This is a genomic window from Vibrio genomosp. F6 (assembly GCF_005146325.1).
GTDB lineage: Bacteria > Pseudomonadota > Gammaproteobacteria > Enterobacterales > Vibrionaceae > Vibrio > Vibrio cortegadensis.
The window spans coordinates 22673-49092 of record NZ_SYUT01000026.1 but is presented as its reverse complement, the minus strand read 5'-3'; the positions used below and the strand labels follow the sequence as shown (position 1 = coordinate 49092).

The window sequence follows — 26420 nt, the reverse complement described above, 5'->3', positions numbered from 1 at the left end:
ACATCATTTACTTACATAGAATATGGAATACACCATGAAAAAACGTTGGGCCTTCATCGCATTATTTACAGTATCGCTTGCCGGAGTTGGCTATTACTTTACCGCACCATCTACGACATCGAGTGATGTTCTTCCTACTATCTCAGCCACATTAGGCACTATCAAAAAACAAGCGGTTGCGGTTGGAAAAATTGTCCCTGCTCATTCTATTTCTATTAAGTCTCAAATTGATGGCATTGTTGGAGAGGTTTATCACCAAGTGGGGGATGAAGTTACCGTAGGCACCCCTCTTATCAAGGTGCGACCGAACCCAACGCCTACTGCGCTAACACAAGCTAATACAGAGCTCATGCGAAGTGAAGCTGAACTAGAATCGGCACAACAGAAGCTTGAAAATTTAAATCAGTTGGTTGCGCAAAATATCATCCCGAAAAACTATGGCGAATACATCCAAGCAAAGTCGAACGTGAAATCCAGTTTGGCTGATGTTCAGCAGAAAAAGCAGAACTTTGATTTGATTAGAAGCGGAGAATCATCGGTTGGTAACTCAAAGTTAACTTCGACCATTACAGCGCCAATAAACGGCACGATTTTGAACTTAAAAGTCGAAATTGGAGAGCCAATTATTTCGACGGAATCGAGCCAAGAGGCAACCGAAATGATGTCTATCGCAGATATGCAGGATATGATTTTTAAGGGAAGTGTGAGTGAGCATGATGCGGCGCAACTAAAAGTCGGGACATCAGTCAGCGTTACGCTTGCACCTTACCCTGAAATTGTTATGCAAGGTGTTTTAAGCAAAGTAGCGGTGCAGTCTGAAACGTTAAACGGCACAGTATCAAACGGATCTCAAAGTTTTGATAATGGCTTCCAAGTTGAAGTTGGCAATATTCAATTCCCACCAGAGATAACCATTCGATCAGGTTTTTCGGCTACGGCTCAGATCACACTAAAACACGCGACAGATGTGGTTACAATCCCAGAACGCGCCTTGAATTTTGATGGAGAGCAACCTGAAGTATGGATCCCTGATGAGTCAGAAATCGGGTATGCCCCTCGAAAAGTGACGCTAGGTCTCTCTGATGGAATCAGTGTAGAAGTGCTTTCAGGACTAGGGAGTGGAGAGTCGATCATTGATATCAGTATGATGATGGGAGATCCAAATGCGTAAATTTAACATCAAGGCTCAAGGTTGTTGCACTGTATTCACTGGTCTGATGGTCACCGCTTTTAGTTTATCGGCTCATGCGGTTTCCATTGAACAGGCATGGCAAGCCGCAAAATATTACGACCCTACTTACCAGCAATCACAATTAGATGAGCAAATAAGCGAAGTTGAAATACGAGCAAGCAAAAGTGCGCTATTGCCGAGTGCTGAGATCACTGCGAGTAGTCATTGGACGGATTTAAGCGGAAACAATGGAGGCAGTGCTAACTCTAATCGTTATGGTATCAGCTTAAATCAAACCCTATGGGATAGCAGTAAATGGTCGGAACTGGATCAATCGCAAGCGTCGTATATTTCGGCTCAACTGAAACGTAAGCAGAGCCACAATGAACTCGCTGCTCGACTGATTAATGCGTACTTAGGGTTAGCCCAGGCTCAAGGTGATCTTCGGTTGTCGCAACAGAAGTTCTCAGAGGGAGAGAAAATGTTGAATATTACACAACAGCGTTATAACGCGGGTAAGATTCAATCCACTGAACTTGAAGATATGCGTGCTAATCATGTTGATGAACAGGCGGAAATACTCACAAATCAATCAAATGTGGTTGATAAAAAAGCGGTACTGATCTCTTTGATTAATCTCCCATCGGATGTGGTGGACGAAATTAATACAACAGATTTGAAACAGCCTCAACTTATCGTGAAAGGTGAGAACAACTGGCTAAAATTAGCGAGTAACAGCAGTCCGGAATTATTGGCTGCGAAGCAAAATGTTCGAGTGGTAGAGCTGGAGAGTGAAAAAGCAAAAGCAGGGTATTACCCAACGGTAACCGGAAGTGTCGACTACGGTGATGGCAGTAAGCGCGACGGTGAATTCAGTGCCAGCTTAAATTTGAGCGTACCGTTGGACTTGAATGGCGCGACGAGTTCAAATGTTGATCGTGCAAAATTGCGAGTTTTACGCGCAAAAGAGGAAGCGAGATCGGTAGAAATCGGTATCAAAAGTACAATTTCAAATCGTTATTCACAGCTATCGATTGATTGGCAACGTGTTGAAATTGCGCAGCAGCAAGTTGAATCTCGTGAGCGAGTGCTAAAGAGTAAACAGTTCGTTTATGCTGCGGGAATGGCGGAAGCATCGGATGTTATTGATGCACACAATCGCTTGTTCTCAAGCAAGAATGCACTGCAATCATTACTGTATCAATACTGGCGTCATCGTATTTCATTGCTTCAATCTGTGGGCAAATTGGATGATAAAACCATCATTTTGATTTCGCAGGCGCTAGAGTCATGATTGCGCTTTTGTCTCAGACCTTTCAAACCTTATTCGCGCATCGATTACGCAGTTTTCTCGCAATCCTCGCCATCATGTGGGGCGTTATTTCTGTACTCGTTTTGGTGGGTTTAGGTGAGGGATTCTATCAAACGAATACGAAATCTTTTGCACTATTGATGAGCGATACGCAATTGATTTTCCCCGAGCAGACGACAAAGCCTTGGCAGGGGTTAGCTGCAAGGCGAGATATATCTCCCACAGAAACAGAGATGCGACAATTACTCAACCCTTCGATGAATAATGCGACATCGAAGCAGTCACCAATACGAAATATTTCAGTGGTTTATGGTAAATGGGACGCAAGCGTCACGGATATACAAGGGCGGACATTACCTGGTAACGTCAGTGGGATTGATGATCAATTTTTAAAATTGCGAAACCTCAAATTAATCAAGAAATCACGCGCCATCAGTCGCAGCGATTTATCTAATCACAACCGGGCTGCCGTGATAGGTTGGCAACTCGCTGAAATAGGCAATTTGAGAATTGGGGGAATGTTGAAAGTTAACGGTATTCCTTTTGTCGTCGTCGGAATAACCGAAAAGAATGAAAATGGTATTTCGCTCAATGATGAAGAGAGCCAAGTCATGATCCCAAGTTCGACATTTAATGACTTGTGGAATAGTAAACCCATCATGCTGCTCGTTTCGCCCTCTGAAACCGTTTCGAGTGTGATTTTGCGTAAGAGTTTGCAGTCGTTTTTTGCTAAACAGCAGCACTTTGATCCTAGTGATAAAAATGCGATGTATATGCCTGATTTGGGGAGAGAGGCCAAATTCTTCAAAACGCTACTCCGCGGTATTCAACTGTTTTTAGGTGCGAGTGGTGCAATGACGTTAGCGGTTGGAGCATTAGGGGTTGCGAACATAATGTTCTTATCGGTGACAGAGAGAACACGTGAAATTGGAGTGCGTTTAGCGATAGGGGCAACACCTAATAATATCCTTGTGCAGTTCGTTATTGAAGGTGGAATTCTTGTGGCTTGCGGGACGATTATTGGTATCGCCTTCTCATATGCGTTTATTGCGCTATTAAATTATATTGGCATGCCTGAATGGCTTGGCTCTCCCATGATAACTCTCGATGCGGTTTCGATGTCTTTAGGAGTGATCACCGTTCTTGCTTTGGTTGCCGCCTATTTTCCCGCTCGTCGTGCTTCAAATCTTGTTCCTGTTAATGCTTTGAATGCGAGGGCTTGATGATGCTTCCGATAAGACAAATATTCCAAGAGATGGCAGCAGAAAAGTTACGCTTAAGTCTGACCATTTTAGCCGTCGCATGGGCAACGCTCTGTATTGCGACTATGTTGTCGGCTGGTGAGGGGTTACGCCAAGGATTGATTCGAAGTTCAGAGAGCGGCAGTGGCAAGTTAATATACTTAACCGGTGGTTATGCGACTAAGGATTACGGAAACTTCCATGTCGGAAAACAGCTCAAACTGCACTTTGATGATCTGGACGTCATTCAATCTTTACCCAGTGTTAAAAGTGTTCAACCGTCCGCTGAATGGAATGCCCGTGTGACATTTGAAGATCACCGATCATGGCAAAACCCTTTGGGAGTAATGCCTGAGTATCAACGTTTAACCGGCTTGAAGATTACCGCTGGTGGACGTTGGTTCAATCCTATGGATATGAAAGAGCAGCGGAAGGTGATTGTCATGGGAGAAAGTGCTGCGATCTCCCTGTTTAATCAATCAGATGATTTTGACTGGATTAATACACCTAAGTTAGAAGTGAATCCCGTCGGAAAAAAGGTCAAAGTGGGTAGTGATGAGTTTACGGTTATTGGGTTGTTTAAAAACAGTAGCGCGAGTGTTGAACAAGGCGTGCCACTCAATGAATCCATATTTGTTCCATTCTCAACTTGGCAGCGCTTTCATCCAAATAGTGGCATCTCAGCATTTAATATCGAGCCTTCTGAACGGGTGAGCCGTAAGCAAGTGGCCACCACGCTCAAACAGGTAATCGCAAGAAAGTATGGCGGTAGCATTGAGGACGAACAGTTGATTCAAATTAACGATATGTTACTGAGGCAAAAAACCATGCGTCGCTTTTTAATCGGCTTACAAAGTTTTTTAGGCATTATTGGATTGGTGACGCTAGGGGTGGCTGGAATTGGCATCGCGAATGTTATGTATGCGACGGTTAAGCGTGCGACGAGAGACATTGGACTCAGAATGGCGGTAGGAGCAAGCCCTTCAATTATTAGAGCTCACTACCTAGTTCAAGCACTTCTTACCATGTTATTGGGGGGCGTTTTGGGCTTAATGGCCACTTTCGGTTTGGTCCGAATCATTCAAATTCTACCTTTGTCTGGCAATGGGTTATATGACGAACTTGGTCAGCCAACCCCCGAACTCTCTTTGCCCATTATTGGTTTGGTTATTCTTGCATTGGGCATTGTAGGCGTTGCCGCGGCATGGTTTCCTGCCAATCGAGCAGCAAGTATTACACCTTTAGAGGCATTACAAAGTGAATAAAGATTGGAATCGTAGTGACACGATAGCGGTAGATAAACCGTTAGTGATGCTTACAGGGATCAGTAAGCATTATAAGAGTGGTGATGAAGAAGTTCGCGCATTAGACGGTGTCTCTCTGTCGATAAATAAAGGGGAATTTCTGTCAATATTAGGGCCATCAGGCTCGGGAAAATCAACACTAATGAATATGCTTGGTTGTTTAGACAAACCAACCGCTGGGGAGTACTTGTTGAATGATGAAGATGTATCCGCGTTAACTGGGAACCAACTCGCGAAAATTCGAAATCAGAACATTGGGTTTGTTTTCCAAAGCTTTAACTTGCTGGAATACGCAAGTGCATTAGAAAATGTCGCATTACCTCTAGTGTATAGAGGAGTGAAAGCGTCAGAAAGAAGAGCGAAAGCCGCCTCATTACTAAATAAAGTGGGTTTGGGCGACAGAATGCATCATAAGCCTAATCAGCTTTCTGGGGGGCAAAAACAACGTGTCGCCATTGCTCGTGCATTAGTGAACGATCCGCAAATAATTCTCGCAGATGAACCGACAGGCGCGTTGGATTCTAAGTCTGGGGCGGAAATCGAAGCGTTATTCAATGAGTTGAATCAAGAGGGCAGGACGTTGATTATAGTGACACACGATAATGCGCTGGCTCAAAGAACTCATCGAATTGTCACCATTAAGGATGGACAAGTGGTCGCGGATGACAACGTTGCTTATACCAATCGTAGCTTTTTATGACAATCTACTTACTGTGATTGGTATTAATGCGGCATCATGGCGGTCTTAAAATAATAAAAGCCGAATTTTTTGATTCGGCATTTATTTAGAGTTCTCGATTCTAAGGATTTAGAAGGTTAGATTCACGCGCACCTTAAAGGCCTGCTTCATCAATTCCGAGTTCTCGGCCTAACCAGATCGCATGTTCAGTATGATCAATCAGATCATCACCTCCAACTGGGTGAATCAGAACATCCATGCCATTACGATTTTCATCTAGCCATTCAATGAAGTTTTGGCTGTTGTCTTTGAAGTGAATTTCAAACATTGGCATCAGGTGCGGGCCCACTAAGCGCTCAACGAGAGGAAATTGAGTGATGATGTCACTTCTCTGTTGTTCTATTTTCTTCTTTAATTCTGTTGCTTTGGATTTTTGTAGCAAACCAAAATAAACGTGTGCGTGATACATTTGTCACTCCGAATAGGGCTTATGCGCCTAATATAAGCGAGGCGGTTACAGGGAGCAAACCTAGAATTTAGAACAAGTTGTTCTGTTTTGTGGATGTTGCGGGAAAAGAAGAAGGCTACCCTAAGTAAATAGAGTAGCCGTAGAGGTGGAATTATCGACCGTAGGTAGAGATGATGTACTGCTCAAAATCGTCACACATACTGCAATCTGACGTTGAATTGTTTGCTAATTGTGTTTCACCATCCACGATATTGATCGCTGCGTTAAGTGAGGACACTTCTGCTCGGGTTCGGGTCGACAGTGCCGCAATTTTGGCCTTCTCAACTTCCCACGCTTGCTCTGAAGTTAGGTTACATTCATCGGCAAGGTATTTAGCATTAAACCCTTCACCTGTCAGCGCCAAAATCGTACCGTTGTGATTCACACTGTTGCCTTTATGCCAGTAATGCTCGGCAAGCAGAGGTCCAATTTCAGGGTTATCAGTCAAGTAACCAAATTTTTCTGTGAAGTAAGCGCGCGTTTGGTATACCGCCATATGAGCAAGTAAGTAACCTTGGTAAGCACAAGCCGATTCATCTGACAATAAGTGTGGAATGGCCATTAGAGGGCGAGGGCTACACTCTAAACCTAAGATTTTCTTTTCAGTATCGCGAGCAAGTTTAGTAATGGTTTCAGCGTTTAGCTCATCATCGCTTAGTTGATACAACGCACGTTCAAAGTAAGGTACAACAAGGATGCTACGCTCTGAGAACGCTTGGAATGGCTGTTTGCTGTCGATCATTGCTCGGATCAACGTATCTGGAACCGCCTGACCTTCAGCATTAACTGCGTACTGTTTTAACCAATCGGCGTCATTGAGAAGGCTGTCGCAGAACATCGATTGTGTTTCAGCGTAAGCCATTGATGTTGGAGCAAACTCTTGTGAGAAACAAGGAGCGTTCATTTTTACGTTGGCGAAGTGAGCCGCATGGCCGCCTTCATGGAATAAAGTATTAATACCATCATAGCCACTGCCAACTTGATCCGGTTTAGCGTTACTGGTGAAGTTGACTTTAGCGGCCACCCATTCACCTTGGTTGTAGAATGATGGAACGGGACCGTGACAGAATCCATTTGGGTATTTCCCCTTACGATCAAGAAGGTCGAGCGTCAACTCAGCGCCTGAGTAATCAATATTCAGACGACCAAACGACTCTACCCAGCGACGTAGTGATTGAGAAAAAGGGACGTATGGATCTAAATCGCGCATCACGTCACCAGCAAAAGAGAACACAAAGTTATGGCCTTTTAATGCATCTTGGCCTTTGTCCTTCGCCAAATTGTCGAGGCTCTTTTGATGGCAATCTTTAGTGCGTGCTTCAAAGTCATCTAAAATGCTGAACAGCTCATCCGTTGTCATCTGCTCCGTTTTGACAATCGAGTAATCAAAGAAAGTCTTGTACCCTAGAGATTGAGCGAATTTATTACGAAGCTTGATAAGCTCTAAGAAGCCATTTTCTAATAGCCACTGCTCAAGATCGAGAAAGGCTTGGTGCGAAGATTGACGAACACTTTCAATAGCGCTGGTACGAATGTTAGATCCAAGAACCGGTAAAGAGCCTTCCGCTTGCTGTCCGTTTTCATCCGTGTAAGTCATGATGTGGTTTTGTTTCTTTTCAAACAGGTCCGCTTCAAACTGAATAAGTTCTGATTTCAGTTTTTGAGCATCTTCAGATTCAATCGCATGAGCCTGAAATGTTGCCAACCAGCCGTTGAGTCCGATGAGAGTCTGCTGTTTTTCTTCAGAATCAGGCAGTGCACTGAGGCTATCGATCTGCGCTTTTATTGCAGAAATTTGTTCAGCGGCGCTTAAGAATTCTGTCCACTTAGTTTGAGCTTGAGTCGAACCATCGTGGTCGTCGCTCACGCCCATATAGGTTTCCCAAAAGAAATCTTCTTTGGTTCTGTGAACAGATAAGTAGCGGTCATTTAATGAGTTTAGATAGGCGGTTGCAGTCATTTTAATCCCTAGAAATGTGAAAGCCTGTTTGGTCGTGAGTATTACACAAACCATAATGTAATAGCGTGATTCTATACGAAAAAGTGATGGATTTTGATCAAATAAACAGTAAAGCTAGAGACGCGATATCGGTGGTATCATTAGTTGGTTTTTTATTGAGAGAATGAGTGATTTTATGAAGGTGTTAAAAGCGGTTTTGATTGTAATTCTTTTTGCTGCCGTGAGTTATGTAGGGTGGTTATTTCTTCCGCCTCAAGCCAGTTTAGAGAAACAGACATTAGATCTAGATCTTAATGCGTCTTTTAAACTGGTTGGTTTTCGACATAACTCTGGGGATCCTAGCCTCCCATTGACGTATCACTACTTTATTACTCTAGAGGGTGAGGATGTAAAAGATCATACTCCTTTCCTTATTACGACTGATCCCTTTGTAAAACTGAAGGGTAGTGCGGAAAATACATTGGCACTGGTGGTAAATGGGAAAATCGATGCTTACACCAATGATGTTTGGGTGAAGCAAGATGATGGCATTTTATATCATTGGTACGTCAGCCTAGATGCTAAGTACGTGCGTTAATGGCATTCTAGGTAGGGTTCGAAATCGTATCACGCAATGGCATCGATGACAGGTTTATATAAACCCCTTTGATTTATAGGAGTTTTTTCGGTTTGTGATCGGAAAGTGAGAGGCAGCCGCTTAAATGAGGTTCGTAATCAAATAGGATTCGCAGTCCTAAGTGTGCTACTAACATTATGATAAACATCAACTTTAGATATTGTAATGTGTAATCTATCGATTGCTTGCGCTTGTTATGTGAGCAATCTATCATTTTAATCTGGTAAAAATGCATCAGACTGGTAATATGACGCCCCTCACACACTACGTGAGCGTTTTATGCTAACCGATGCATGCCAGATTGGCAAAGATTTACCTGTAACAGAAACAACCTCAAAGCGCCGTATCGGCGTCCAACTTGTTCCAATTCTCACTATTGGATTCATCAGCCTATTTTTATTGGCTGCGATCATTGATCTCCCTCGCTTTACCGTATTAATCCAGAGTTTATTCTCAAAAGCTGCCGGGCAATTTGGCTACTTTTGGCAATGGCTTATGGTGGCAAACTTTGCAGTGGCACTGTTTATTGCTGCGACTCGCTACGGTAAAACTCGTATGGGAACCAAAAACAGACCGACAATAGGCACATTTCGCTGGCTAGCGATGATCATGTGTACGCTATTGGCGGGTGGCGGTGTTTTTTGGTCTGCAGCTGAACCGATTTATCATTTCATTACGCCTTCAGCAAGTTACCCAGATATTGCGGGCTCTAGTGCGAGCGCGATTGTGCCTGCTTTGAGTCAAAGCTTTTTGCACTGGGGATTCTTAGCTTGGTCTGTACTTGGAACACTAGCTACGATCGTACTTATGTATGCTCACCATAATCATGGAATCAAGTTGCGTCCACGCGCTCTGTTATTTCCTATTGTGGGTGATCGCTTAGAGAACCACTGGTTTGGTGCGGTTATTGATGCGTGCTCAATCATTGCGGTTGCAGCCGGAACGATTGGTCCGATTGGCTTCTTAGCTTCCCAGATGGGCTATAGCTTAGAAGTGTTAACTGGGCTAAAAAATGACATGAGTTCACAGCTAATGATCCTCGCTGTTGTCGTGGCTGTTTGTGCGGCCTCTGCGGCATCAGGAATGGATAAAGGTTTACAGTGGTTGAGCCGTCTTAATGTTATTGGGGCGTTCGCACTACTGTTGGCTATTTTGATTTTAGGCCCAACCCAATTTATTTTCGAACAGTTTGGTCTCGCGTTTGCGACCTACTTGAAAGATATGCCGACCATGAGCGTGACGGATAGCAATCCTGGCTGGAACCTTTGGTGGACTTGGTTCTTCTGGGGATGGTTTATCGGTTTTGCTCCAATGATGGCAATTTTTATCGCGCGTATTTCTGAAGGTCGTAGCATCCGTGAATTAGTACTTGCGGTCGCTGTTGGGGCTCCGATTGTGACCAATTTTTGGTTCTCAGTTCTTGGTGGTACGGGTATTTTCCTTGAATTGCAAACTCCTGGGGTAATATCTGGACCATTGGCTGACGCCGGTCTGCCTGCGGTACTGCTGGCATCTCTACAGCAGCTGCCATTTAGTGAAATTCTACTTCCTGCGTTCTTGGTTTTGACCACAACGTTTGTCGTGACGACAGGTGACTCTATGGCTTACTCCATTGCCATGGTGGTTTCTGGTGATAATGAACCAGATCGCAAACAGCGTTTGTTCTGGGCTGTCATCATGGGCTGTGTTGCGGCTGTATTATTGATGGCGGGTGAAGGGGGATTAAATGCACTTCAATCGTTTATCGTGATCACTGCGGTGCCTGTGTCACTCATTATAGCGATTACCCTTATTACAGGGCCAATAGCCGCAATTAAGATGTCTAAAGCACAAGATGCTCGTCTTTCCGCTGAGAGTGAACTTGCAGCTCAAGCTTAATTCAGCCAAGAGATCGCTGACTGAACGTACTCAGTTTTAGATCTGACATCGAACAAAATGCCGCAAATGAACGTAAGTTTGTTTGCGGCTTTTTTATACCCGGATTTTTGTGTTGGATAGATTATCCAACAATCAATGAGTATATAAGACGGTAATTTCGTATGAACATTTCCTTTATTATTGTTCACTTGATTCGTAATCGGACATTTTTGTGAGAACGGATAATTCGAACGAAGTTAACAACAATTACAACTAATCATTTGTTTTTATGTGTGAAATTAAAATTGTAAACATTTGTCACAGTTCTGATTGCATATCGTGTCCACAATGCCGCAAGCTTCGAACGCGTGATTGTTAATTCGTTCGAAAGTAAACTCAATATAATAATGAGGTCTACTATGTTTGGCATATTTAAACCCAAAGCACACATGGAGCGGTTAGCCGGAAATCAGATCGATGGCGCTTATACGCGCTTAAGATGGCAATTGTTTCTTGGTATTTTTGTTGGCTATGCGGGCTATTATCTTGTCCGTAAAAATTTCAGTTTGGCGATGCCATATCTGATCGAAGAGGGCTACAGCCGAGGTGATTTAGGGGTAGCTTTAGCGGCTGTTTCGATTGCTTATGGTTTATCAAAATTCTTAATGGGCAGTGTTTCGGATCGATCTAATCCGAGGTATTTCCTCAGTGCTGGCCTATTAATGTCAGCTATCGTGATGTTCTGTTTCGGCTTTATGCCGTGGGCAACTGGCAGCATTACCGCAATGTTTATTCTTCTGTTCCTTAACGGTTGGTTCCAAGGGATGGGGTGGCCCGCCTGTGGACGAACCATGGTTCACTGGTGGTCTCGAAAAGAGCGCGGTGAAGTGGTGTCGGTGTGGAATGTCGCCCATAACGTTGGTGGTGGCTTAATTGGGCCAATGTTCCTTTTGGGCCTATGGGCTTTTAATGATGATTGGCGAACCGCATTTTATGTCCCTGCTTTCTTCGCAACATTAGTGGCTATTTTTGTCTGGTTTACCGTGAGAGATACGCCTCAATCGTGTGGTCTTCCTCCGATTGAAGAGTATAAAGATGACTACCCAGATGATTACAATGCGTCTCATGAAAAAGAGATGACGGCGAAAGAGATTTTCTTCAAATACGTATTCTCTAACAAGTTATTGTGGTCAATCGCGATCGCCAATGCGTTCGTATATCTGATTCGTTATGGTGTATTGGATTGGGCTCCTGTTTACTTAAAAGAAGCGAAAGAGTTTACGGTTGATAAATCGTCATGGGCTTATTTCTTGTATGAGTGGGCGGGTATTCCAGGAACGCTGTTATGTGGTTGGATTTCAGATAAATTATTCAAAGGCAGAAGAGCACCAGCAGGGATCTTGTTTATGGTTCTTGTCACGGTAGCGGTACTTGTTTACTGGTTTAACCCAGCAGGTAACCCTGGTGTCGATATGGCAGCCTTAATCGCGATTGGTTTCCTAATTTACGGTCCTGTAATGCTGATTGGTCTGTATGCTTTGGAGCTTGCACCGAAGAAAGCAGCAGGAACCGCCGCTGGTTTAACAGGGCTGTTTGGTTATCTAGGTGGAGCTGTTGCTGCTAATGCGGTACTTGGCTATACGGTTGACCACTTTGGCTGGGATGGCGGCTTTATGATTTTAGTCGGTTCTTGTATCGCCTCAATCATCTGTTTGATTTATGCATTTGTTGGTGAAAAAAATCATCATAAAAATAAATTACAAGAGGAAAAACAAAAAGAGGAAGCCATCGCATAACCGATGGTCGGTAACTGAAAGATAGAACCAGTAAGTAGAGAGGCAACTAATGACTTTAGTTGCCTCTCTTTTTCTATGCAGTGAAATGGTCCACGGGAAACGCGACTGTATTGATGGTTATCATTCAAACGAACCAAAACTAAAAAAGCCAGCACGACTCGTGCTGGCTTCATTTGAATCAATATTTAATTAAACTAGTTTCATCTCTTGAATGATGTCTGATGCAATTTCAGGCTTAGTACTTGTTGGTTTTTCATGAAGATCAGACTTAAGCTGACCTTTTCTGTTTTTAAGCCCTGTTTCTAGTTTTTTAAGCACAGCTGCAATCGCTGGATACATTACTTTATCAGTTGCTTTTGCAGAAACTCGAACGCCTTCGTAGTTAGTAAAAGTCTCAACATTATGTTCGCCGTGTTCCTTTGTAATGATGATGTCGCAACTGATTAAATCTGGGAAGTGAGAAGATATCTTTTCGAATTTGTGTTCAATTTCTTTCCGTGAATCATCGTTGATTGATACGTGATGAGTTTGGATGTTTACTTTCATAGATAATACCTTTTCATACGAGCATTTCGTCTTTTAAACGTAGCAAACTTGTCATCGAATCGCAAAGCGATGCTGTTAAGATGTGTGACTCGACCCCGTGTTTTGAAAATCTTGTCATTTAAATATTGAACTAAACCAAATATTTCAAATTTATACTCTCTTTGAAGGTTTTGGTAATTATTCTTAAATATCAATAATTTGTTTATTTTTTGAACGCGCATGGTGTGACATTTATATAGGCTATTCAATGAGAGTGTCGTGGTAGGGCTGCTCATCATTCATAAGTGTATGTTCGGTAACTAGTTATGGGATAGGACAGTATTTGATGAAGTCGTGTGGTCTAAAATTGGTATTAAGTTCCATACATTTGTTTTGTTTGTGCATGCATTCACCTTATTGACATATTGCTACTTTATTTATTTTTGTGGATGATAAGTTCGACTTTTTTTTCACTGTTAAACATTTAATTTGTCCCCGCCCACTTCATATAACTATAGAGATCATTATGAAAAAAAATCTAGTCTGCCTGTCAGTTCTTGCTGGCCTTATGTCATTTCCTACACTTGCTGAACTATCTGAAGAAAGCGGCTTCGGCGGTAAAATTGCTCTATTAACAGGGGTCATGTCGAGTGAAAGTAACTTTAACATGGATACGAAAACGAAGAACGGCACCCTAGACTCAGCAGGTAGTTCTGAATCTGAGTTTCTAACGGCACCGCTGGGTGAGTTAACGTATACTTTTGGTTCGAATAATGATCAACAGATCTTTTTTGGTACATCTGAAAGCGATGTTGCCGTAGGTGATTTTGCATTAGAGCTTGGTTATGCGAAAGAATTTGAAAGTGGCATGGTTGTGAGTGCTTCTTACCTTCCGTCAATCATTGGTGGCGAAACGTGGGAAGATCCGTATCTAACAGGTACAGAACGTAAAGCAACGGACATTACAGGTAATGCTTACCGTCTTCAACTTGATGGCATTATGGGAAGCGACTTCTCTGCTGACTTAGGTTACTACACCAGTGAAGTTGATAATGACTTGCTTGCGGCTCAAGACAAAGATTTAGCACGTGACGGTAACGGTATCTATACATCATTCTCTTACGACCATTTCTTGTCAGAAACATCAATGCTATCTCCTGCCATTATCTACAAATCTTTTTCAGCAGATGGTAAAGCGATGTCAAATACAGGCTACGGTCTAGAGTTGTCATATCAGCGCGTTATGGGTAACCATGCTTTATCTGTTTCTGCGGAATACATGAACACAAGCTACGATGCTGCTAACTCTAAACTGGGTAATGTTAAGCGTAAAGATAACTCTTACGGTATTTTTGCCGCTTATGAGTACAAAGACGTAATGGGTTGGGAAAATTGGAATGCCGTTTCTTTGCTAGGATATGATGTTCAATCATCAAACATCGCATTCTATGATGAGAAAGAGTACCTAGTTTCTGTTGGTGTTAGCTACGAATTTTAACGCCCTAATGGCAGTTGTTGCGTAACTCACTACTCCATTGAAATAAAAGCCAGTTGAATGATTCAGCTGGCTTTTTTATTGCGTTTACTTATCAACGTACATTCTAATTTCATTACCAATTTGTTCTATACCGCATTGAACCAGTCGTCCTTGTTCACCTGTGAGCCTAACATCGATGAATTTGGCTTGAATTAATTCATTGATTGCATGTGTAACTCTAATTTTATGCCCTTCATCTCGAATTTGTTTTTTATCAATGTAAGCTTCCGAAAATTGCTCTAACCAAGATGATGTAACTTTATCTCCCTGTGCTGTAAGCCCCATCCAAGCTGGAATGAGCAGATAAAGCTGATGATCATTTAATATTAAAAGTGCTTGAGGTGTTAGCTTTTCAATTTGAGCTAATGCAAATTTATGCTTCTCAAATAACGAAACAAAATCATCATTCACTATATGCTGTAATGCTGAAGACAGGATATTTGACAGTTCAATATCTGGCGGTGAGTCATCCAAGATTTGGAGCACTTTGTTAAATAGAACATTACCTTGTGGATTGTGTAAAAATGATTTTATTGCATTTATTGAGTTCTCATTATTCTCATTTTTTTGAAAATACGTGGTCAGGAGATGCTCTTTTTTTGCCTCTTTAAATTCTCGGTCTATAGATTCATTCCAGTTAAGTAATGTTGAAGCTAGTTCGCCAACCTTAAACATTCCAAGACATTTATCGAGGACAATCTTCTTGGTATGACTCACTGTTATGAGATCTTTTTCTTCTTGTGAAAGTTTTATATCTTCAAGTCTTTCGTCAAACGTTTTCTCTTTTAGAGCTAAATACTCAGCAGGTTGAGCTATTAATGACAAATTCTCGGGCATGATTTCCTTCTTATCAATCAGCTAGTTGAATTTAATTATGCGCTTATATCAATTTTAACAAAACGCCATTCTCACAAAAAATCACTTCAACCTATCACTATGATAAAAAAGTTGGGGAAATTGGAAATTTTGTGGATATTACCCCGGAATACATCATGGGAATTCACAGGGGATGAAAAACTTCAAAGCCCACACCAATAATGGCGTGGGCTTTAGATTATGTTTTAACTTGCGAATTGGTTACTGATTACTCGGTGATTTCTTATGAGTTCGGCCGAAGAAAAGTAAGTACAAGCATGGGATAACGAGTAGCACAATCGGAAGTGAGAACAGCAGCCCATACCCGAGGGTTAACGACATTGGTCCCATAAACACATCAGTACCACCGACACCATAGGCTAAAGGAAGCAGCCCTACCACAGTGGTAAGAGAGGTAAGAACAATCGGTCTCAATCGGCTTATGGCGGCTTCCCTTACTGCGTCGATTAAGAGGTTGTCATCGGCTAATAGTTCGTTGATTCTATTAATTAACACCAGAGAATTATTCACCACAACCCCTGTCATACCAAGCACACCAATTAAGGCAAAGAGCGATATAGGTTGCATGTGAACAAATAGCGCCATTAATGATGCGATGATCGCAAATGGGATCACTAGCATAATTAATAGTGGCTGTAGCAGAGAATTAAACATGATGGCGAGAACGAAATAAATCCCAATCATTGCCGCAGGGAAAGCGACAACAAACCCGCTCATGGTCTCATTGGTGCTTTCAGCTTCGCCACCCGCTTCTATTTTCACACTTGATGGGTATGTGCCCTTTAAATCCGCTAGCATGGATGAGCTTAAATCTACCGAGCTAAGGTTGTCATCTGTGATTTGAGCCGTAACGGTGATCTCACGGGTTCCGTTGTAGTGCTTAATGAGACGCGGTGCTTCAACTTGAGTCACTTTTGCTAGTCTCGACAACGGAACTTGTGTTCCCGATGGCGTATAGATTTTTGTGGTCGCTAGCTTTTCGATACTGCGATACTTATCGTTTAGGATCACACGTAGATCCACTTCTTGATCCCCAATCCAAGTCGAGGTTACGCTGTCACCTTCAAATGCGATGCGTAGAGTGGAAGCCAAGTCGGCAACGGTTAAGTTATAGCGAGCTAACCATTCATATTGAGGAATGATCTGCAGTTGCGGATCTTTCAACGCTTCATTATTCGTGACCTTATCGAGGCCTTCTTGGTTATGCAGCCATTCAGTTACAGAATCGACGGCTAAACTTCGCTCCTCTATTGTGCCGCCTAATACGCGAACTTCAACTGGCTCACCAGGAGGAGGGCCACCCGCATCCACAGACAGTTTTATGAAAGGTAAGCCATCGATGCCTTCTAACTGGCGGTTAAGATCAGAAATAATATTGTCAGCGGTTCGATCTCGTTGTTCGAAACTAGTAAGCGCAATCAGACCAGTCGTGACAGGGCTGCTGTAAGTGAATTCATAACTCTTAAGCTCATTGCTTGGTAAAGCACTTATTGCAGATTCTAATTGAGCGTGGGCTTTACGAACTTGCTCTAATGGCGTTCCTGGCTGAACTTCAGTATACACCTCAATGTATTTTGCCGATTCTGATGGAAAAATATCGAGCTTTAATTGCGTTGCAAGGCCAATACCGACAACAAGTGCTGAAAGGGCGATGAGCAAAACGCTTTTCTTAAATTGCAGAGACCAATCAAGAAGGCGAGAATAGAATTTGGTGATGGTTTGGAAGTGATCCTTTGAACTGGATTGCGCTTTTTTGGTCGCTAGAGAGTCGGCTAAATGCGCTGGTAGAGTGAAAGTACATTCAGCTAAAGAGAAGAGTAATGCCGCAATCACCGTAATTGGGATCACAATAATAGCCTTACCCATTGTCCCCGGTATAAAAAACATCGGAATAAAAACCAAAGCGGTAGTCGTTAAGCTCGCAATAATAGGCTTGATGACATTTTTTGTACCAACTACGGCAGCTTCAAGGGCACTTTTGCCAGACTCTTTTTGTTGGTAAATGCTTTCTGCCACAATGACTGAATCATCAACAATAATACCGATAACCAGTAGTAAAGCCGCGAGAGTGATACTGTCTAAATTCATGCCTAGAATGGGTAGTATTGCTATTACCCCCAAAATACAAAATGGAATAGATACCGATACCCAAAAGGCTATTTGACGTTTCAGTATCATACTTAATATTGCTAATACTAAGACCAAGCCAATTCCGCCATTCATCGAGACGATAGAGAATTTGTCGCTCATGTCATCGCCAAGATTTAAGCCGTAATCGAATGAAAACACCTCACCAATTTGGCGCTGTTCACTCTCAAGGAAGCTTTTAATATTGGCGATGGTCGCAATAATATCCGCACTTTCTGAGTTGGTTACGCTAAATAAAATGGCAGATTCGCCATTCAGAACACCTTGTTGAGACGCTTTTTCAAAGGTATCAACCACATCAGCAACGTCAGATAAGCGCACAAGCCCGCCAGTAGGGAGAACCTTAATGATCGTTTTTGACAGCTCTTTGACCGATTGAACTTGAGTCATGGTGACAATTTTTTGTTCACTGTTCCAAGACTCAACAACGCCACCAGACAGCGAAAGGTTACGATTATTGACGGCATTAATGACTTCATTGAACGTGAGCTGATAACGACTTACTTTTTCAGGATCGACTTCAATCCAAAATTCACGCTCGTTAAAGCCCGTCATGGTCACCGTACCAACACCAGAAACGCCTTTTAGCTGGTTTTCCAGTTGTCGAGTGTAAGCTTGAAGTTGTGAGTATTGCTCTTCATTGTATTGCTCATGGTTCAAACCTTTGAGGCTGACACCAAAGGTTAATACTTCGAAGGATGAGGTACTTTTCTGGGCGACCGCTGGTGGGTTTTTCACATCTTTCGGCAAGCCCGTGACTCGGTCTACGGCTTGTTGTATGTCTCGTAGAACTTTTGGTGTATCTACGGCTTCGTCTATTTCAATAGAGATATATGAAGAACCATCGGAAGATTCAGACGTAAATTTACGAATACCTTCAACGGATTTGAGCTCTTTTTCGATTAAGTTAGTGATGTTAACTTCAACATCTTGTGCGGTGGCTCCCGGATATTGGGTGGTAATCTCCACTTCAGCAAAAGCAATGTCTGGGAACTCCTGAAGTTTTAGGGTCGTCAGAGAGGCGGCTCCGATCATCAGTACCATCACAGTAATGATGCGAGCAAGGAAACTGCGCTGGGCAAAATATGCAATAAAACCGTTCATCGTTGGGCCTATTCAGATTGAGTTTGGGAAATAGGAGTGACTGTTGTCGTAGCATGAATGGACATTCCAGGCTTAAACTGATGTTGAAAATTATCAATTTCGACTTCTACCGGATAAGCAAATTGCTGAGGATCGATCTCCACACCAATACGTTTGATTACGGACTGAATTTTTGATTGTGGATTAGACTCTGACCAAAGCTCGATAGGTTGCCCGATACTCAGTTCTGCTATATCGAACTCACTGGCAAGCAAACGAACATTTAAAGTGTCAATGTTGACTATTTGATAAAGCAGATCGCCTTGGCTTACCCAAGTGCCATTCTCAACCGCGCGATTAACCACGTAGCCGTTAATAGAAGTATTGATTTGGGTGTTTTTAAGATCGAGTTCTGCTTTTATTAGCTCAATTTCTGCCAGTGATACCTTTGCTTTTGCACTTTGGTAATCGGCTTGTGCAATATCAAGTTCATTTTGAGATAAGCTTTTTTTCTGACGCAGTTCTTTATAGCGTTCATAGACCGACGTTTTGATCGTTAAATCAGCTTTCGCTAGCTCAAGGTTAGCGGTCTGTTTTCTGACTTCTAAAGCAAAGTCTTGAGCTTTGATATTGGCGATAGTCTTACCGCGAATGACTTCTTCACCAATTTCAATATTGGCGGTTTCAATTTTGCCACTGATTTCAGACACGACATTAAGTGGTTGCTTACTTTTGGTATGTCCAATTAGGTCGATAGCTAATACATGTTGAGAGAAAAGTGCGCTCGATAGGCACAATGCGAGGTATCGTGGAGTAAATAAAAAAATTTTCATAATGGTGATCCTATAATCTGATGGCACCATTGTGTGAAAGTATATGTCGAGAATTTGTCGAAATGATTTTGTGGTTAATAAATGATTGATTTCGACATTATTTCGACAATAAATTGATAGACTGTAGTAACAATAGTCATAGTTGGAAATGCAAGATGTTAGAGAATAAACAGATACTTGTGGTTGAAGATAATGAAGAGCTTCAAGGTATTTTGGCCGATTTTTTAGAAGTAAAAGGTGCACAAGTAGATTTTGCCGATAATGGTGAACTCGGTTTAACTCTCGCATTAGAGCATGAATTCGACGCAATTATTCTCGATGTTATGATGCCCAAGAAAGATGGTATGCAGGTCGCAAAAGAGTTGCGTCAATTAGGCTGTACCACGCCAATACTGATGTTAACGGCACTGAATGGACGAGATGATTTATTAAAAGGTTTTGAACATGGGGTGGATGATTTTGTCACTAAACCATTTAACTTCCCTGAATTAGAAGTACGCCTAACTGCATTAATCAAGCGGTACAGAGGTGAGGTTGCTAGCTCTTTGATTCAGTATGGGGGTTTAAAAATTGATCAAAATTCACATACAGTTACTCGTGAAGGCCAGGTGCTTGTTGTTACTCCTGTGATGTATCAGCTATTGGTGAAATTTGTGAAAGCAGCTCCGGATGTGGTTTCTCGCGATGTGCTTATACATGAAATATGGGGAGATGATGTACCAGACAAGGATGTACTACGAAGCCATATTTATCTATTAAGAAATGTGTTGGATAAGCCATTTGAAAAACCTATGCTAATTACTGTGCCAAAATTTGGCTTTAGGTTAGAAGCGTAGATGAGAAAATTACGAGAAATATTGTTTAACCAATCATTAGGCAATTCGATTGAAGATGTAAAAAAACGACTGATTTTTATTTTCTCAGTCTTAGCGCTATCAACATCATTTTTTGTCTTTTTTTCTTTTTCTCTCTATCTGATTTTCAATGAAAATACACAGTTAGAACTATATCTTCGTTCTTTTGAGCAAATAGCAAAAGATCATTACTCGCTAGTAAAAGGTGATACCGCTAGTTTAGGACCCTATATACAAGCTTATTATAGTGACGTTGATTTGGATTCTGAAATCACAGAATTGCTCCCACTTGCAAACAATAGTGTAACGCAACTCCGAATGTATGATGATGACGGTTTTTTAGTTTTTTATTCATCATTTTTAGATAACCAAGGCAATACGGTTCCGCTCTATTTGGTTGTAGGTAATCGTGCAATTGATTTTGGTGATGACGGGTGGGAAGTGTTGATGCTGAGCTCTTTCGGCTTAATGTGTTTTTTGATCCTGTTCTTACGTTTTGCATTACGTCGAGTTTTCGATGGTTTAATGTCACCTGTGTCGGAGTTAAGTGAACAATTATCAAACAATAGTCAGGATGACTTTAAGGTTACAAGGCATTCAATCGATGAAATTCAACAGTTAACCTCACACCTGAATGATTATAAGCAGATGAAGGAACGACTTGCTAAGCAAGAGATGATGTTTGCCAAATATGCGAGCCATGAGTTGAAAACACCCATTGCCGTGGTGCTAGGGGCGGCAAACCTTCAAGCAATGAAAGATGATCCCGATTTTCAAGCTAAGCAACGCGAGAGAATTCTTGTCGCGGCGAATAATATGCAGGCGACGGTTGAAGTGCTCTTGAGCATAGTGAAACAGGAAAATGTGCGTAATGCGACTGATCTCCACCTTGTACAAGAGTCTGACCTTCAGCTTGGAAAATACAGTAATAAGATGGAGGCTGGTGTTGTATTCCGCAGCGAAATTGAATCAAATTGCCAATTGAATATGCCTCCCGTTGTTCTCAATATGATATTAAAAAACCTGCTCAACAATGCCATCCGTTTTACTCAGCAAGGTGAAATCTCTCTTTTGATTGATTCTCACTGTATCCAAGTTATTGATTCGGGTAGCGGTTTAACAGATAAGCTAGAAACGGAACATGGCTTAGGTCTTCTTATTGTAAAACGCTTATGTGATAGCTATGGCTGGACTTTTGAATTATCTAATAATGTAACCAGAGGTTGTTGCGCAAAGCTGACTTTTTAGGTTCTGTGATTAAGGTTTTGGCACCACAAACTTAGCGGTTGCCGTGGCAAGTTTTACGCCTAGATGTGTCAAACTGCTTGATAGTTGATATATCCCTCTCCTTTGTTGGATAAACTCACCCAGAATGGTAATCGGTTGATCGAGTGGAACAGGGTGAATGAAGCGCACATTAAGATCGGCTGTCATGGCATGAACGCCTAACGAAAATAGACAGTTGGTCATTGCTGAGTCTAAAAGTGAACAGATCATGCCGCCATGCATGACTCCTTGGTAACCTTGAACGACACGAGTGGGGGTAAATGTTGTGCTGACAACTCCTTCGTCTTCCACAATAAAGGTGAGTCCCAGTTCACGGTCCGATTTTTTCTCACCACAAATCACGCACGATTGGTGGTTTTCAGGTCGTTGTATTAACATAATATTTTCCTTTTTAATGATTAGGCTTGGCAGATGAGCTTGAGTCATTTATGTTAGCTAGCCTGAATTGTAGGAGTTTCCATGGCTAGACCTAAAATATCTCGACGCATATGCAGCACGCCTGCTCACAGTTGTTTCAAGCCCAACGGGGTGCCAATGAAAGATCTTCAACAGATCGTGTTGTTGGCTGAAGAGTTTGAAGCTATTCGTTTAGCCGATGTTGTTGGGGCGAACCAGCAAGAATCAGCCGATCAAATGGGCGTCTCTCGTCAAACTTTCGGTAATATCATTAAGAGAGCCCGTGGAAAAATAGCCCTGAGTATCGTTGAAGGTAAGGCGCTAATGTTGCAAGAACAAGAACAAGAACAAGAACAAGAACAAGAACAAGAGCTGTAGCAGTATTAAGCGCAATACTAGTTACGATTCACTCGGCATTTTTGTTGTGCTAGGTTCTTGTATTTTGTATAGAACGCGAGAGTGCTCCTCACAAGTCGTTTCACAATTACATACCCGTTCAATATCGACCTGATTTAATCCGCCACAACTTCCTTGAATACTCCTCCGATGGAAGATCACACCAATAGCCATGAGAATAATGGTGATCAGAAAAACCAGAAATGTCGCGACATAGACCATCATTGTTCACTTTCCTGCGAATGAAGCCCCAGAACTTGACGCAAAGACTTAACGGTTTGAGGAGATAGCTTCTTAGAGTGACCGTTCGCATCTCTTGTTTTTTCTGAATGACATCCCTTTTTTTTATGATTTATCGATGGACGTGCTGCACTCAAATCTGTCACGATTTCAAGTTGTGATGGATGGACGGACATAAGCTCAGAATTTCGGCTCGCTTTATATACTGAAATATTGTGGTTGAATAACTTTGTTAGCAAACGCTCGCCTATATTTCGGATGACAACCGTATCGACGTGGTGCTTGATCAACTGTTCAACAAGCTGTTTTTTTCCTTGGCAACCGCCAACAGAAACAGCGGGGTTATCAATGAAAAATGACTGTGTCTTATTGTCATCAACAATTAAGAATTGGTTTGCTTTCGAATAGTGCCCAGCGATAGTCGCGTTGTTGCAAGGTACGGCGTAGATCATAGAAACCTCCTGAATGATCCGTTCTCGAGAAGAGATGGATTTAAAGTATTTGTTGAGGTAACAATACGCCTAGTTATTGGCATATGCCAGTAATTAAAATTGAAAAATTAGAATTCAAGGAAATTGAAATAAAAAAATGCAGCGTATTATGCGCTGCATTTCAAAGGGTTCTTACGGACGGTTAAGCTCTATTTATAAGAAGATAACGAGCGTCCGATTGAAACATATATGATTGAAAATCATCGTTTTCACTAGGCTTTTGGTTAAGATTTATCTCGCCCAAAATACGCCACAATGACTTTGTCTTCACCTAAGGTGCGCGAGAAGGCATAACCATTGTTCTGTTTGATCTCTTGATGGACGCCAGCGCCAATTGCAGGGTGAGCTTGACGGAATTGGCCAAGGGTTTGCCAGTGTTTCAATAGCGTATCTTGGTTATTGTCTCTTTTCCAAACCATGTCAGAACGTGTACCTTGGTGGAAGTCATCTGCATAAGGACCAGTATTTCGACCCACTTCATCGCCGTAATAAACCTGTATTGCTCCTGGGCTCAGAAGTAGGGCATTCGCCGCGTTGCGTTGCATGTCATAAGATTTGAAACGGCTGAAAAATAGCTCGGTATCGTGTGAAGACATGTAGCTTACAGGGTTAAAGTCTGCCTCTTCTTGGATCGTGTTTGCGTAATCTTGATAGGTTGATTGCATTTGACTAAAGCAGGCCGCGCCTTTGTCTAACTTTTTCTGCATATCGAAGTTGATCAGTGCGTCGAACCCATCATCAAAATATGGGCTACGGTAAGCAGTATGCCCCCAAACTTCGCCCATCATCCAGAAAGGTTGTCCTGATTTGTCGTTCGCTTTACGCCACGTTTCTAAGCTTGAGCTTGCCTCTTTTTTCAAGCGTTTCCACACGTCGCCTTCTACGTGTTTTACGGTGTCAACACGATAGCCATCGATACCAAAGCGCTTAACCCAATCGGTTTGCCACTCAATTAAGTAATCAGCAACAGAGTAGTTATCTCGTTTCTCTACACGCGTGCCTGGGTTATTCAGCAACCATTGTGGAGGTGTTACTGCTTTATCGGATTCAGTGATAAAGTCAGGAAGCCCTGCGAGAGACATAGTGATGTCACTTGAACCTGGAGCGGTATAACCAGGCAGCCCTGAACGAACCCAGTCGCCACCCCACCATTGGCTCCAATTAGGGCTCTTATAATCGATGTTCTTATGGTAATCGTGCCAGTTTTCACCGCTTTTAGGTGTCCAATCTGCCCATTTGGTCGGTAGTGAGTTTGGTTGAGTTTGAACATTAACGCCATCAAACTGTAAGTCAGCTAAAGTGGAGTAGCCTGAGTGATTGATAACGGCATCTAGCAGCACCTTAATGCCACGTTTATGCGCCTCTTGAACTAGAGTTTGTAAATCGTTGTCGTTACCGAAATTCTCATCAATCTTGGTGAAATCACGAGTCCAATATCCGTGGTACGCATAGAATGGGAAAGATCCACTGTCGCCACCACCAACAAACCCATGCACTTGCTCTACAATTGGAGATAACCAAATCGCGTCTGTACCAAGGCTTTGAATGTAATCAAGCTTTTCGATAACGCCTTTTAAATCGCCTCCATGGAATGTGCCGACTTCGTCTTTGCCATCTTTTCTTCGTCCGTAACTTTGATCGTTACTGCTATCGGCATTGTTGAAACGATCCACCATTACAAAATAGATATTGGCATTTCGGTAGTCCAAATTTTGCGGTTTTTTCTGCTTCTCTGCTGGTTCGAATAAAGCCAGATTGCCACTGTTTGCTGCAGGCTTAAATTGTACGGCTTGATCTTTTACGACCACTGTTTGTTGGCTAAAAGCTTCAGTAAGAACGGTGCCTTCTGGATAGCTATCACCAAGGTTAACGGTAACCAACCCATCGCTATCTAAGCTGTCACTGAAAGCATCACAAGTGACATTTGGGATAGGGCGCTTGAACTCTTTCTTAGTCGACTTTTTAGGTTCGCGCTTAAATGTCAGTGAATGTTGCTGCTCATCATATGCGAACGAGTAATCGCCAGTGAAACGAATTTTTAATGGTAACTCAGTTGGCGCACCACACTGCAATTGAAGTGGTCGGTTAAATTTCACTTTTTGGGTTTCAGGTGCAGAACAGTTACCCTCCACACCGCTGATATTAAGCGTATATGAATCTTTGGTAAGAGGGACAACCAACGCATTCTGTGGATCAAGTGGGAAGTCACGGCTATTCGTTGTGGTGGAAATGGTAATTGTTGGTGCCGCAAATGCGTTTGCAGCCACTAAAGTGAGCCCTAGAGTATAAGCAGTGGCGATGGCTTTGGTCGAAAACATCGTCGCGGTGAAGGTATTGAGGTTAAACAGTGGCTGTTTCATCGGCAATCCATTGAAGTTAGTGATCTATCCTTATGATAAAAGAAGAAAAATCAATCGACATCATTCCCATAAACTACGCCTTGAGATCTGAAGGTGATCACAGTTTTATCGTAAAAGGCGTAGAGGATAGAGAATGAATTCGGCTGCTATGCGATAAGTTGATGGATTATAGGTTTATGAATTATAGTTTGCTGAATATTTATCAATAAACACATCGAGAAAATACAATTGAGAGTATACGGGCGGTACAAACGAGATTGTTTTTCCGCATCAGAGTAGATACCCTAAAATGACTTCTCAATCGGCGTTATTTCCTATGCGTTTATCCACTCTAATATTCGGTGTTTCTTGCTTTTGTGTTCTGCCATCTTACGCGGCGGATCCATCGTGGTTAGGTGAAGCTCTTAGTTCTGCTGATGGTTCATTGGCGTTAGAGTCTATCAAATATGACAACACGCTGTTTGATTGTGGTTTAGAGAAGGAGAATGAAAAATTTTGCAGTGATGTGGTCAGGTATTACAAGACGGAAGTGACTGCTGAGATTTTTTTCGTTGAAAACCGCTTCGATAAACTGGTGTTAAACAGCGCGTTTAGCCCTTTAGTATATTCAGATCTTCAGCTTAATTTACGTAAAGATGGCTATGGGTTAATCAGTATCAAAATTGGAAATTCATTTTTTGATGTAGAAAAAAAACTGTTGCAATCATCCCCTGATGCTGTTGATAAAAAGCTAATTACTTTTTTAAATAGCCAGCCTCTTTCAGTACCACGAATATTGGTGTGGCGACATAAATCTGAGTCTCTTTCTCAATCCAAAACTGTCATTATGGCTAGTGATAGCAGCCGCATTCGCATAGAGCTTCGTGAGTTTGACGGAAATTAGAGCTTTTGATCTTAAGATGAAGGTGGTTGATTGTCGGCTGCTTTTATTGTGGATTAATTTGTCCATA

23 protein-coding genes are annotated in these 26420 nt (G+C 42.2%); 13 read left to right on the top strand and 10 right to left on the bottom strand.

Annotation, left to right across the window (positions count from 1 at the left end; all coding sequences use genetic code 11):
* The first annotated feature begins 22 nt into the window (after nt 1-22).
* Genes FCV43_RS11090 through FCV43_RS11070 form a run of 5 tightly spaced genes read left to right on the top strand, consistent with a single transcriptional unit; the run spans nt 23 to nt 5728 of the window.
* Entirely contained in the window at nt 23-1171 is a 1149-nt protein-coding gene (locus FCV43_RS11090) for an efflux RND transporter periplasmic adaptor subunit (protein WP_170961647.1), read from the top strand.
* Nucleotides 1164-2465: a TolC family protein gene (locus FCV43_RS11085; RefSeq protein WP_136995213.1), complete on the top strand. Its 1302-nt coding sequence runs from the start codon at nt 1164-1166 to the stop codon at nt 2463-2465. Before FCV43_RS11090 ends, FCV43_RS11085 begins: the two co-directional genes overlap by 8 nt.
* Nucleotides 2462-3706: an ABC transporter permease gene (locus tag FCV43_RS11080; protein WP_136995212.1), complete on the top strand. Its 1245-nt coding sequence runs from the start codon at nt 2462-2464 to the stop codon at nt 3704-3706. The genes FCV43_RS11085 and FCV43_RS11080 overlap by 4 nt, the downstream gene beginning before the upstream one ends.
* A complete protein-coding gene (locus tag FCV43_RS11075) occupies nt 3706-4989 on the top strand; it encodes an ABC transporter permease (protein ID WP_136995211.1) in 1284 nt (427 codons plus the stop codon). Before FCV43_RS11080 ends, FCV43_RS11075 begins: the two co-directional genes overlap by 1 nt.
* Before the next feature lie 46 nt (nt 4990-5035).
* Entirely contained in the window at nt 5036-5728 is a 693-nt protein-coding gene (locus FCV43_RS11070; protein WP_136995235.1) for an ABC transporter ATP-binding protein, read from the top strand.
* Between the two features lie 133 nt (nt 5729-5861).
* Here FCV43_RS11070 and FCV43_RS11065 read toward each other — a convergent pair whose 3' ends face one another.
* Together FCV43_RS11065 and FCV43_RS11060 are read right to left on the bottom strand one after the other, a co-directional pair.
* Nucleotides 5862-6176: a DOPA 4,5-dioxygenase family protein gene (locus FCV43_RS11065; RefSeq protein ID WP_136995210.1), complete on the bottom strand. Its 315-nt coding sequence runs from the start codon at nt 6174-6176 to the stop codon at nt 5862-5864.
* Nucleotides 6177-6327: 151 nt separating this feature from the next.
* Entirely contained in the window at nt 6328-8175 is a 1848-nt protein-coding gene (locus FCV43_RS11060) for a M3 family metallopeptidase (RefSeq protein ID WP_017054422.1), read from the bottom strand.
* Nucleotides 8176-8350: 175 nt separating this feature from the next.
* Here FCV43_RS11060 and FCV43_RS11055 point away from each other — a divergent pair, with 175 nt between their 5' ends.
* From FCV43_RS11055 to glpT, 3 genes are all read left to right on the top strand, one after another.
* A complete protein-coding gene (locus FCV43_RS11055; protein ID WP_136995209.1) occupies nt 8351-8752 on the top strand; it encodes a hypothetical protein in 402 nt (133 codons plus the stop codon).
* A 318-nt stretch (nt 8753-9070) separates the two neighbouring features.
* A complete protein-coding gene (locus FCV43_RS11050; protein ID WP_113800160.1) occupies nt 9071-10669 on the top strand; it encodes a BCCT family transporter in 1599 nt (532 codons plus the stop codon).
* A gap of 398 nt (nt 10670-11067) precedes the next feature.
* Complete coding sequence (gene glpT, locus FCV43_RS11045) at nt 11068-12444, top strand: glycerol-3-phosphate transporter (RefSeq protein WP_136995208.1); 1377 nt, start codon at nt 11068-11070, stop codon at nt 12442-12444.
* Nucleotides 12445-12633: 189 nt separating this feature from the next.
* Here glpT and hpf read toward each other — a convergent pair whose 3' ends face one another.
* Nucleotides 12634-12990, bottom strand: coding sequence for a ribosome hibernation-promoting factor, HPF/YfiA family (hpf, locus tag FCV43_RS11040; protein ID WP_017054418.1), 357 nt, complete (start codon nt 12988-12990; stop codon nt 12634-12636).
* 505 nt (nt 12991-13495) lie between these two features.
* On the opposite strand from hpf, the gene FCV43_RS11035 reads away from it, so the two are divergent.
* Nucleotides 13496-14467, top strand: a complete 972-nt coding sequence (locus FCV43_RS11035; protein ID WP_136995207.1) for a DUF2860 domain-containing protein — start codon at nt 13496-13498, stop codon at nt 14465-14467.
* A gap of 84 nt (nt 14468-14551) precedes the next feature.
* Here the strand turns inward: FCV43_RS11035 and FCV43_RS11030 are convergent, their stop codons facing one another.
* The 3 genes from FCV43_RS11030 to FCV43_RS11020 form a co-directional block, all read right to left on the bottom strand.
* Entirely contained in the window at nt 14552-15343 is a 792-nt protein-coding gene (locus FCV43_RS11030) for a hypothetical protein (RefSeq protein WP_136995206.1), read from the bottom strand.
* A gap of 240 nt (nt 15344-15583) precedes the next feature.
* The gene (locus FCV43_RS11025) at nt 15584-18634 is read right to left on the bottom strand and encodes an efflux RND transporter permease subunit (RefSeq protein WP_136995205.1); all 3051 of its coding nucleotides are present in this window, start codon (nt 18632-18634) and stop codon (nt 15584-15586) included.
* 8 nt (nt 18635-18642) lie between these two features.
* Nucleotides 18643-19446, bottom strand: a complete 804-nt coding sequence (locus FCV43_RS11020) for an efflux RND transporter periplasmic adaptor subunit (protein WP_136995204.1) — start codon at nt 19444-19446, stop codon at nt 18643-18645.
* A gap of 155 nt (nt 19447-19601) precedes the next feature.
* Between FCV43_RS11020 and FCV43_RS11015 the strand changes: the two genes are divergently transcribed.
* Both FCV43_RS11015 and FCV43_RS11010 read left to right on the top strand, forming a co-directional pair.
* Entirely contained in the window at nt 19602-20282 is a 681-nt protein-coding gene (locus tag FCV43_RS11015) for a response regulator transcription factor (RefSeq protein WP_017054412.1), read from the top strand.
* Nucleotides 20283-21548 carry a sensor histidine kinase gene (locus tag FCV43_RS11010; protein WP_136995203.1) on the top strand — a complete coding sequence of 422 codons (1266 nt, stop codon included), beginning with the start codon at nt 20283-20285 and terminating at the stop codon, nt 21546-21548.
* 9 nt (nt 21549-21557) lie between these two features.
* Here FCV43_RS11010 and FCV43_RS11005 read toward each other — a convergent pair whose 3' ends face one another.
* Nucleotides 21558-21965: a PaaI family thioesterase gene (locus tag FCV43_RS11005; protein WP_170961646.1), complete on the bottom strand. Its 408-nt coding sequence runs from the start codon at nt 21963-21965 to the stop codon at nt 21558-21560.
* Between the two features lie 81 nt (nt 21966-22046).
* On the opposite strand from FCV43_RS11005, the gene FCV43_RS11000 reads away from it, so the two are divergent.
* Nucleotides 22047-22361 carry a DUF134 domain-containing protein gene (locus tag FCV43_RS11000; protein WP_136995201.1) on the top strand — a complete coding sequence of 105 codons (315 nt, stop codon included), beginning with the start codon at nt 22047-22049 and terminating at the stop codon, nt 22359-22361.
* A gap of 21 nt (nt 22362-22382) precedes the next feature.
* On the opposite strand, the gene nqrM is transcribed toward FCV43_RS11000, so the two are convergent.
* The 3 genes from nqrM to FCV43_RS10985 form a co-directional block, all read right to left on the bottom strand.
* Nucleotides 22383-22601: a (Na+)-NQR maturation NqrM gene (gene nqrM, locus FCV43_RS10995; protein ID WP_136995234.1), complete on the bottom strand. Its 219-nt coding sequence runs from the start codon at nt 22599-22601 to the stop codon at nt 22383-22385.
* Nucleotides 22601-23071, bottom strand: coding sequence for a NifB/NifX family molybdenum-iron cluster-binding protein (locus FCV43_RS10990; protein WP_136995200.1), 471 nt, complete (start codon nt 23069-23071; stop codon nt 22601-22603). Before FCV43_RS10990 ends, nqrM begins: the two co-directional genes overlap by 1 nt.
* Before the next feature lie 263 nt (nt 23072-23334).
* Complete coding sequence (locus tag FCV43_RS10985; protein WP_113800222.1) at nt 23335-25428, bottom strand: alpha-amylase; 2094 nt, start codon at nt 25426-25428, stop codon at nt 23335-23337.
* Nucleotides 25429-25759: 331 nt separating this feature from the next.
* Here FCV43_RS10985 and FCV43_RS10980 point away from each other — a divergent pair, with 331 nt between their 5' ends.
* Complete coding sequence (locus FCV43_RS10980; RefSeq protein ID WP_136995199.1) at nt 25760-26353, top strand: hypothetical protein; 594 nt, start codon at nt 25760-25762, stop codon at nt 26351-26353.
* Nucleotides 26354-26420: the final 67 nt, after the last annotated feature.

Excerpts from the sequence above, each read along its gene's own strand:
- FCV43_RS11035 (WP_136995207.1), top strand. The coding sequence starts at position 13,496 with ATGAAAAAAAATCTAGTCTGCCTGTCAGTTCTTGCTGGCCTTATGTCA.
- FCV43_RS11080 (WP_136995212.1), top strand. The coding sequence starts at position 2,462 with ATGATTGCGCTTTTGTCTCAGACCTTTCAAACCTTATTCGCGCATCGA.
- FCV43_RS11065 (WP_136995210.1), bottom strand. The coding sequence starts at position 6,176 with ATGTATCACGCACACGTTTATTTTGGTTTGCTACAAAAATCCAAAGCA.
- FCV43_RS11090 (WP_170961647.1), top strand. The coding sequence starts at position 23 with ATGGAATACACCATGAAAAAACGTTGGGCCTTCATCGCATTATTTACA.
- FCV43_RS10990 (WP_136995200.1), bottom strand. The coding sequence starts at position 23,071 with ATGATCTACGCCGTACCTTGCAACAACGCGACTATCGCTGGGCACTAT.
- FCV43_RS11060 (WP_017054422.1), bottom strand. The coding sequence starts at position 8,175 with ATGACTGCAACCGCCTATCTAAACTCATTAAATGACCGCTACTTATCT.
- FCV43_RS11015 (WP_017054412.1), top strand. The coding sequence starts at position 19,602 with ATGTTAGAGAATAAACAGATACTTGTGGTTGAAGATAATGAAGAGCTT.
- FCV43_RS10980 (WP_136995199.1), top strand. The coding sequence starts at position 25,760 with ATGACTTCTCAATCGGCGTTATTTCCTATGCGTTTATCCACTCTAATA.
- FCV43_RS11055 (WP_136995209.1), top strand. The coding sequence starts at position 8,351 with ATGAAGGTGTTAAAAGCGGTTTTGATTGTAATTCTTTTTGCTGCCGTG.
- hpf (WP_017054418.1), bottom strand. The coding sequence starts at position 12,990 with ATGAAAGTAAACATCCAAACTCATCACGTATCAATCAACGATGATTCA.
- FCV43_RS11070 (WP_136995235.1), top strand. The coding sequence starts at position 5,036 with ATGCTTACAGGGATCAGTAAGCATTATAAGAGTGGTGATGAAGAAGTT.
- FCV43_RS11020 (WP_136995204.1), bottom strand. The coding sequence starts at position 19,446 with ATGAAAATTTTTTTATTTACTCCACGATACCTCGCATTGTGCCTATCG.
- FCV43_RS11025 (WP_136995205.1), bottom strand. The coding sequence starts at position 18,634 with ATGAACGGTTTTATTGCATATTTTGCCCAGCGCAGTTTCCTTGCTCGC.
- FCV43_RS11075 (WP_136995211.1), top strand. The coding sequence starts at position 3,706 with ATGATGCTTCCGATAAGACAAATATTCCAAGAGATGGCAGCAGAAAAG.
- FCV43_RS11005 (WP_170961646.1), bottom strand. The coding sequence starts at position 21,965 with ATGTTAATACAACGACCTGAAAACCACCAATCGTGCGTGATTTGTGGT.
- FCV43_RS11085 (WP_136995213.1), top strand. The coding sequence starts at position 1,164 with ATGCGTAAATTTAACATCAAGGCTCAAGGTTGTTGCACTGTATTCACT.
- FCV43_RS11000 (WP_136995201.1), top strand. The coding sequence starts at position 22,047 with ATGGCTAGACCTAAAATATCTCGACGCATATGCAGCACGCCTGCTCAC.
- FCV43_RS11010 (WP_136995203.1), top strand. The coding sequence starts at position 20,283 with ATGAGAAAATTACGAGAAATATTGTTTAACCAATCATTAGGCAATTCG.
- FCV43_RS11030 (WP_136995206.1), bottom strand. The coding sequence starts at position 15,343 with ATGCCCGAGAATTTGTCATTAATAGCTCAACCTGCTGAGTATTTAGCT.
- nqrM (WP_136995234.1), bottom strand. The coding sequence starts at position 22,601 with ATGGTCTATGTCGCGACATTTCTGGTTTTTCTGATCACCATTATTCTC.
- glpT (WP_136995208.1), top strand. The coding sequence starts at position 11,068 with ATGTTTGGCATATTTAAACCCAAAGCACACATGGAGCGGTTAGCCGGA.
- FCV43_RS10985 (WP_113800222.1), bottom strand. The coding sequence starts at position 25,428 with ATGTTTTCGACCAAAGCCATCGCCACTGCTTATACTCTAGGGCTCACT.
- FCV43_RS11050 (WP_113800160.1), top strand. The coding sequence starts at position 9,071 with ATGCTAACCGATGCATGCCAGATTGGCAAAGATTTACCTGTAACAGAA.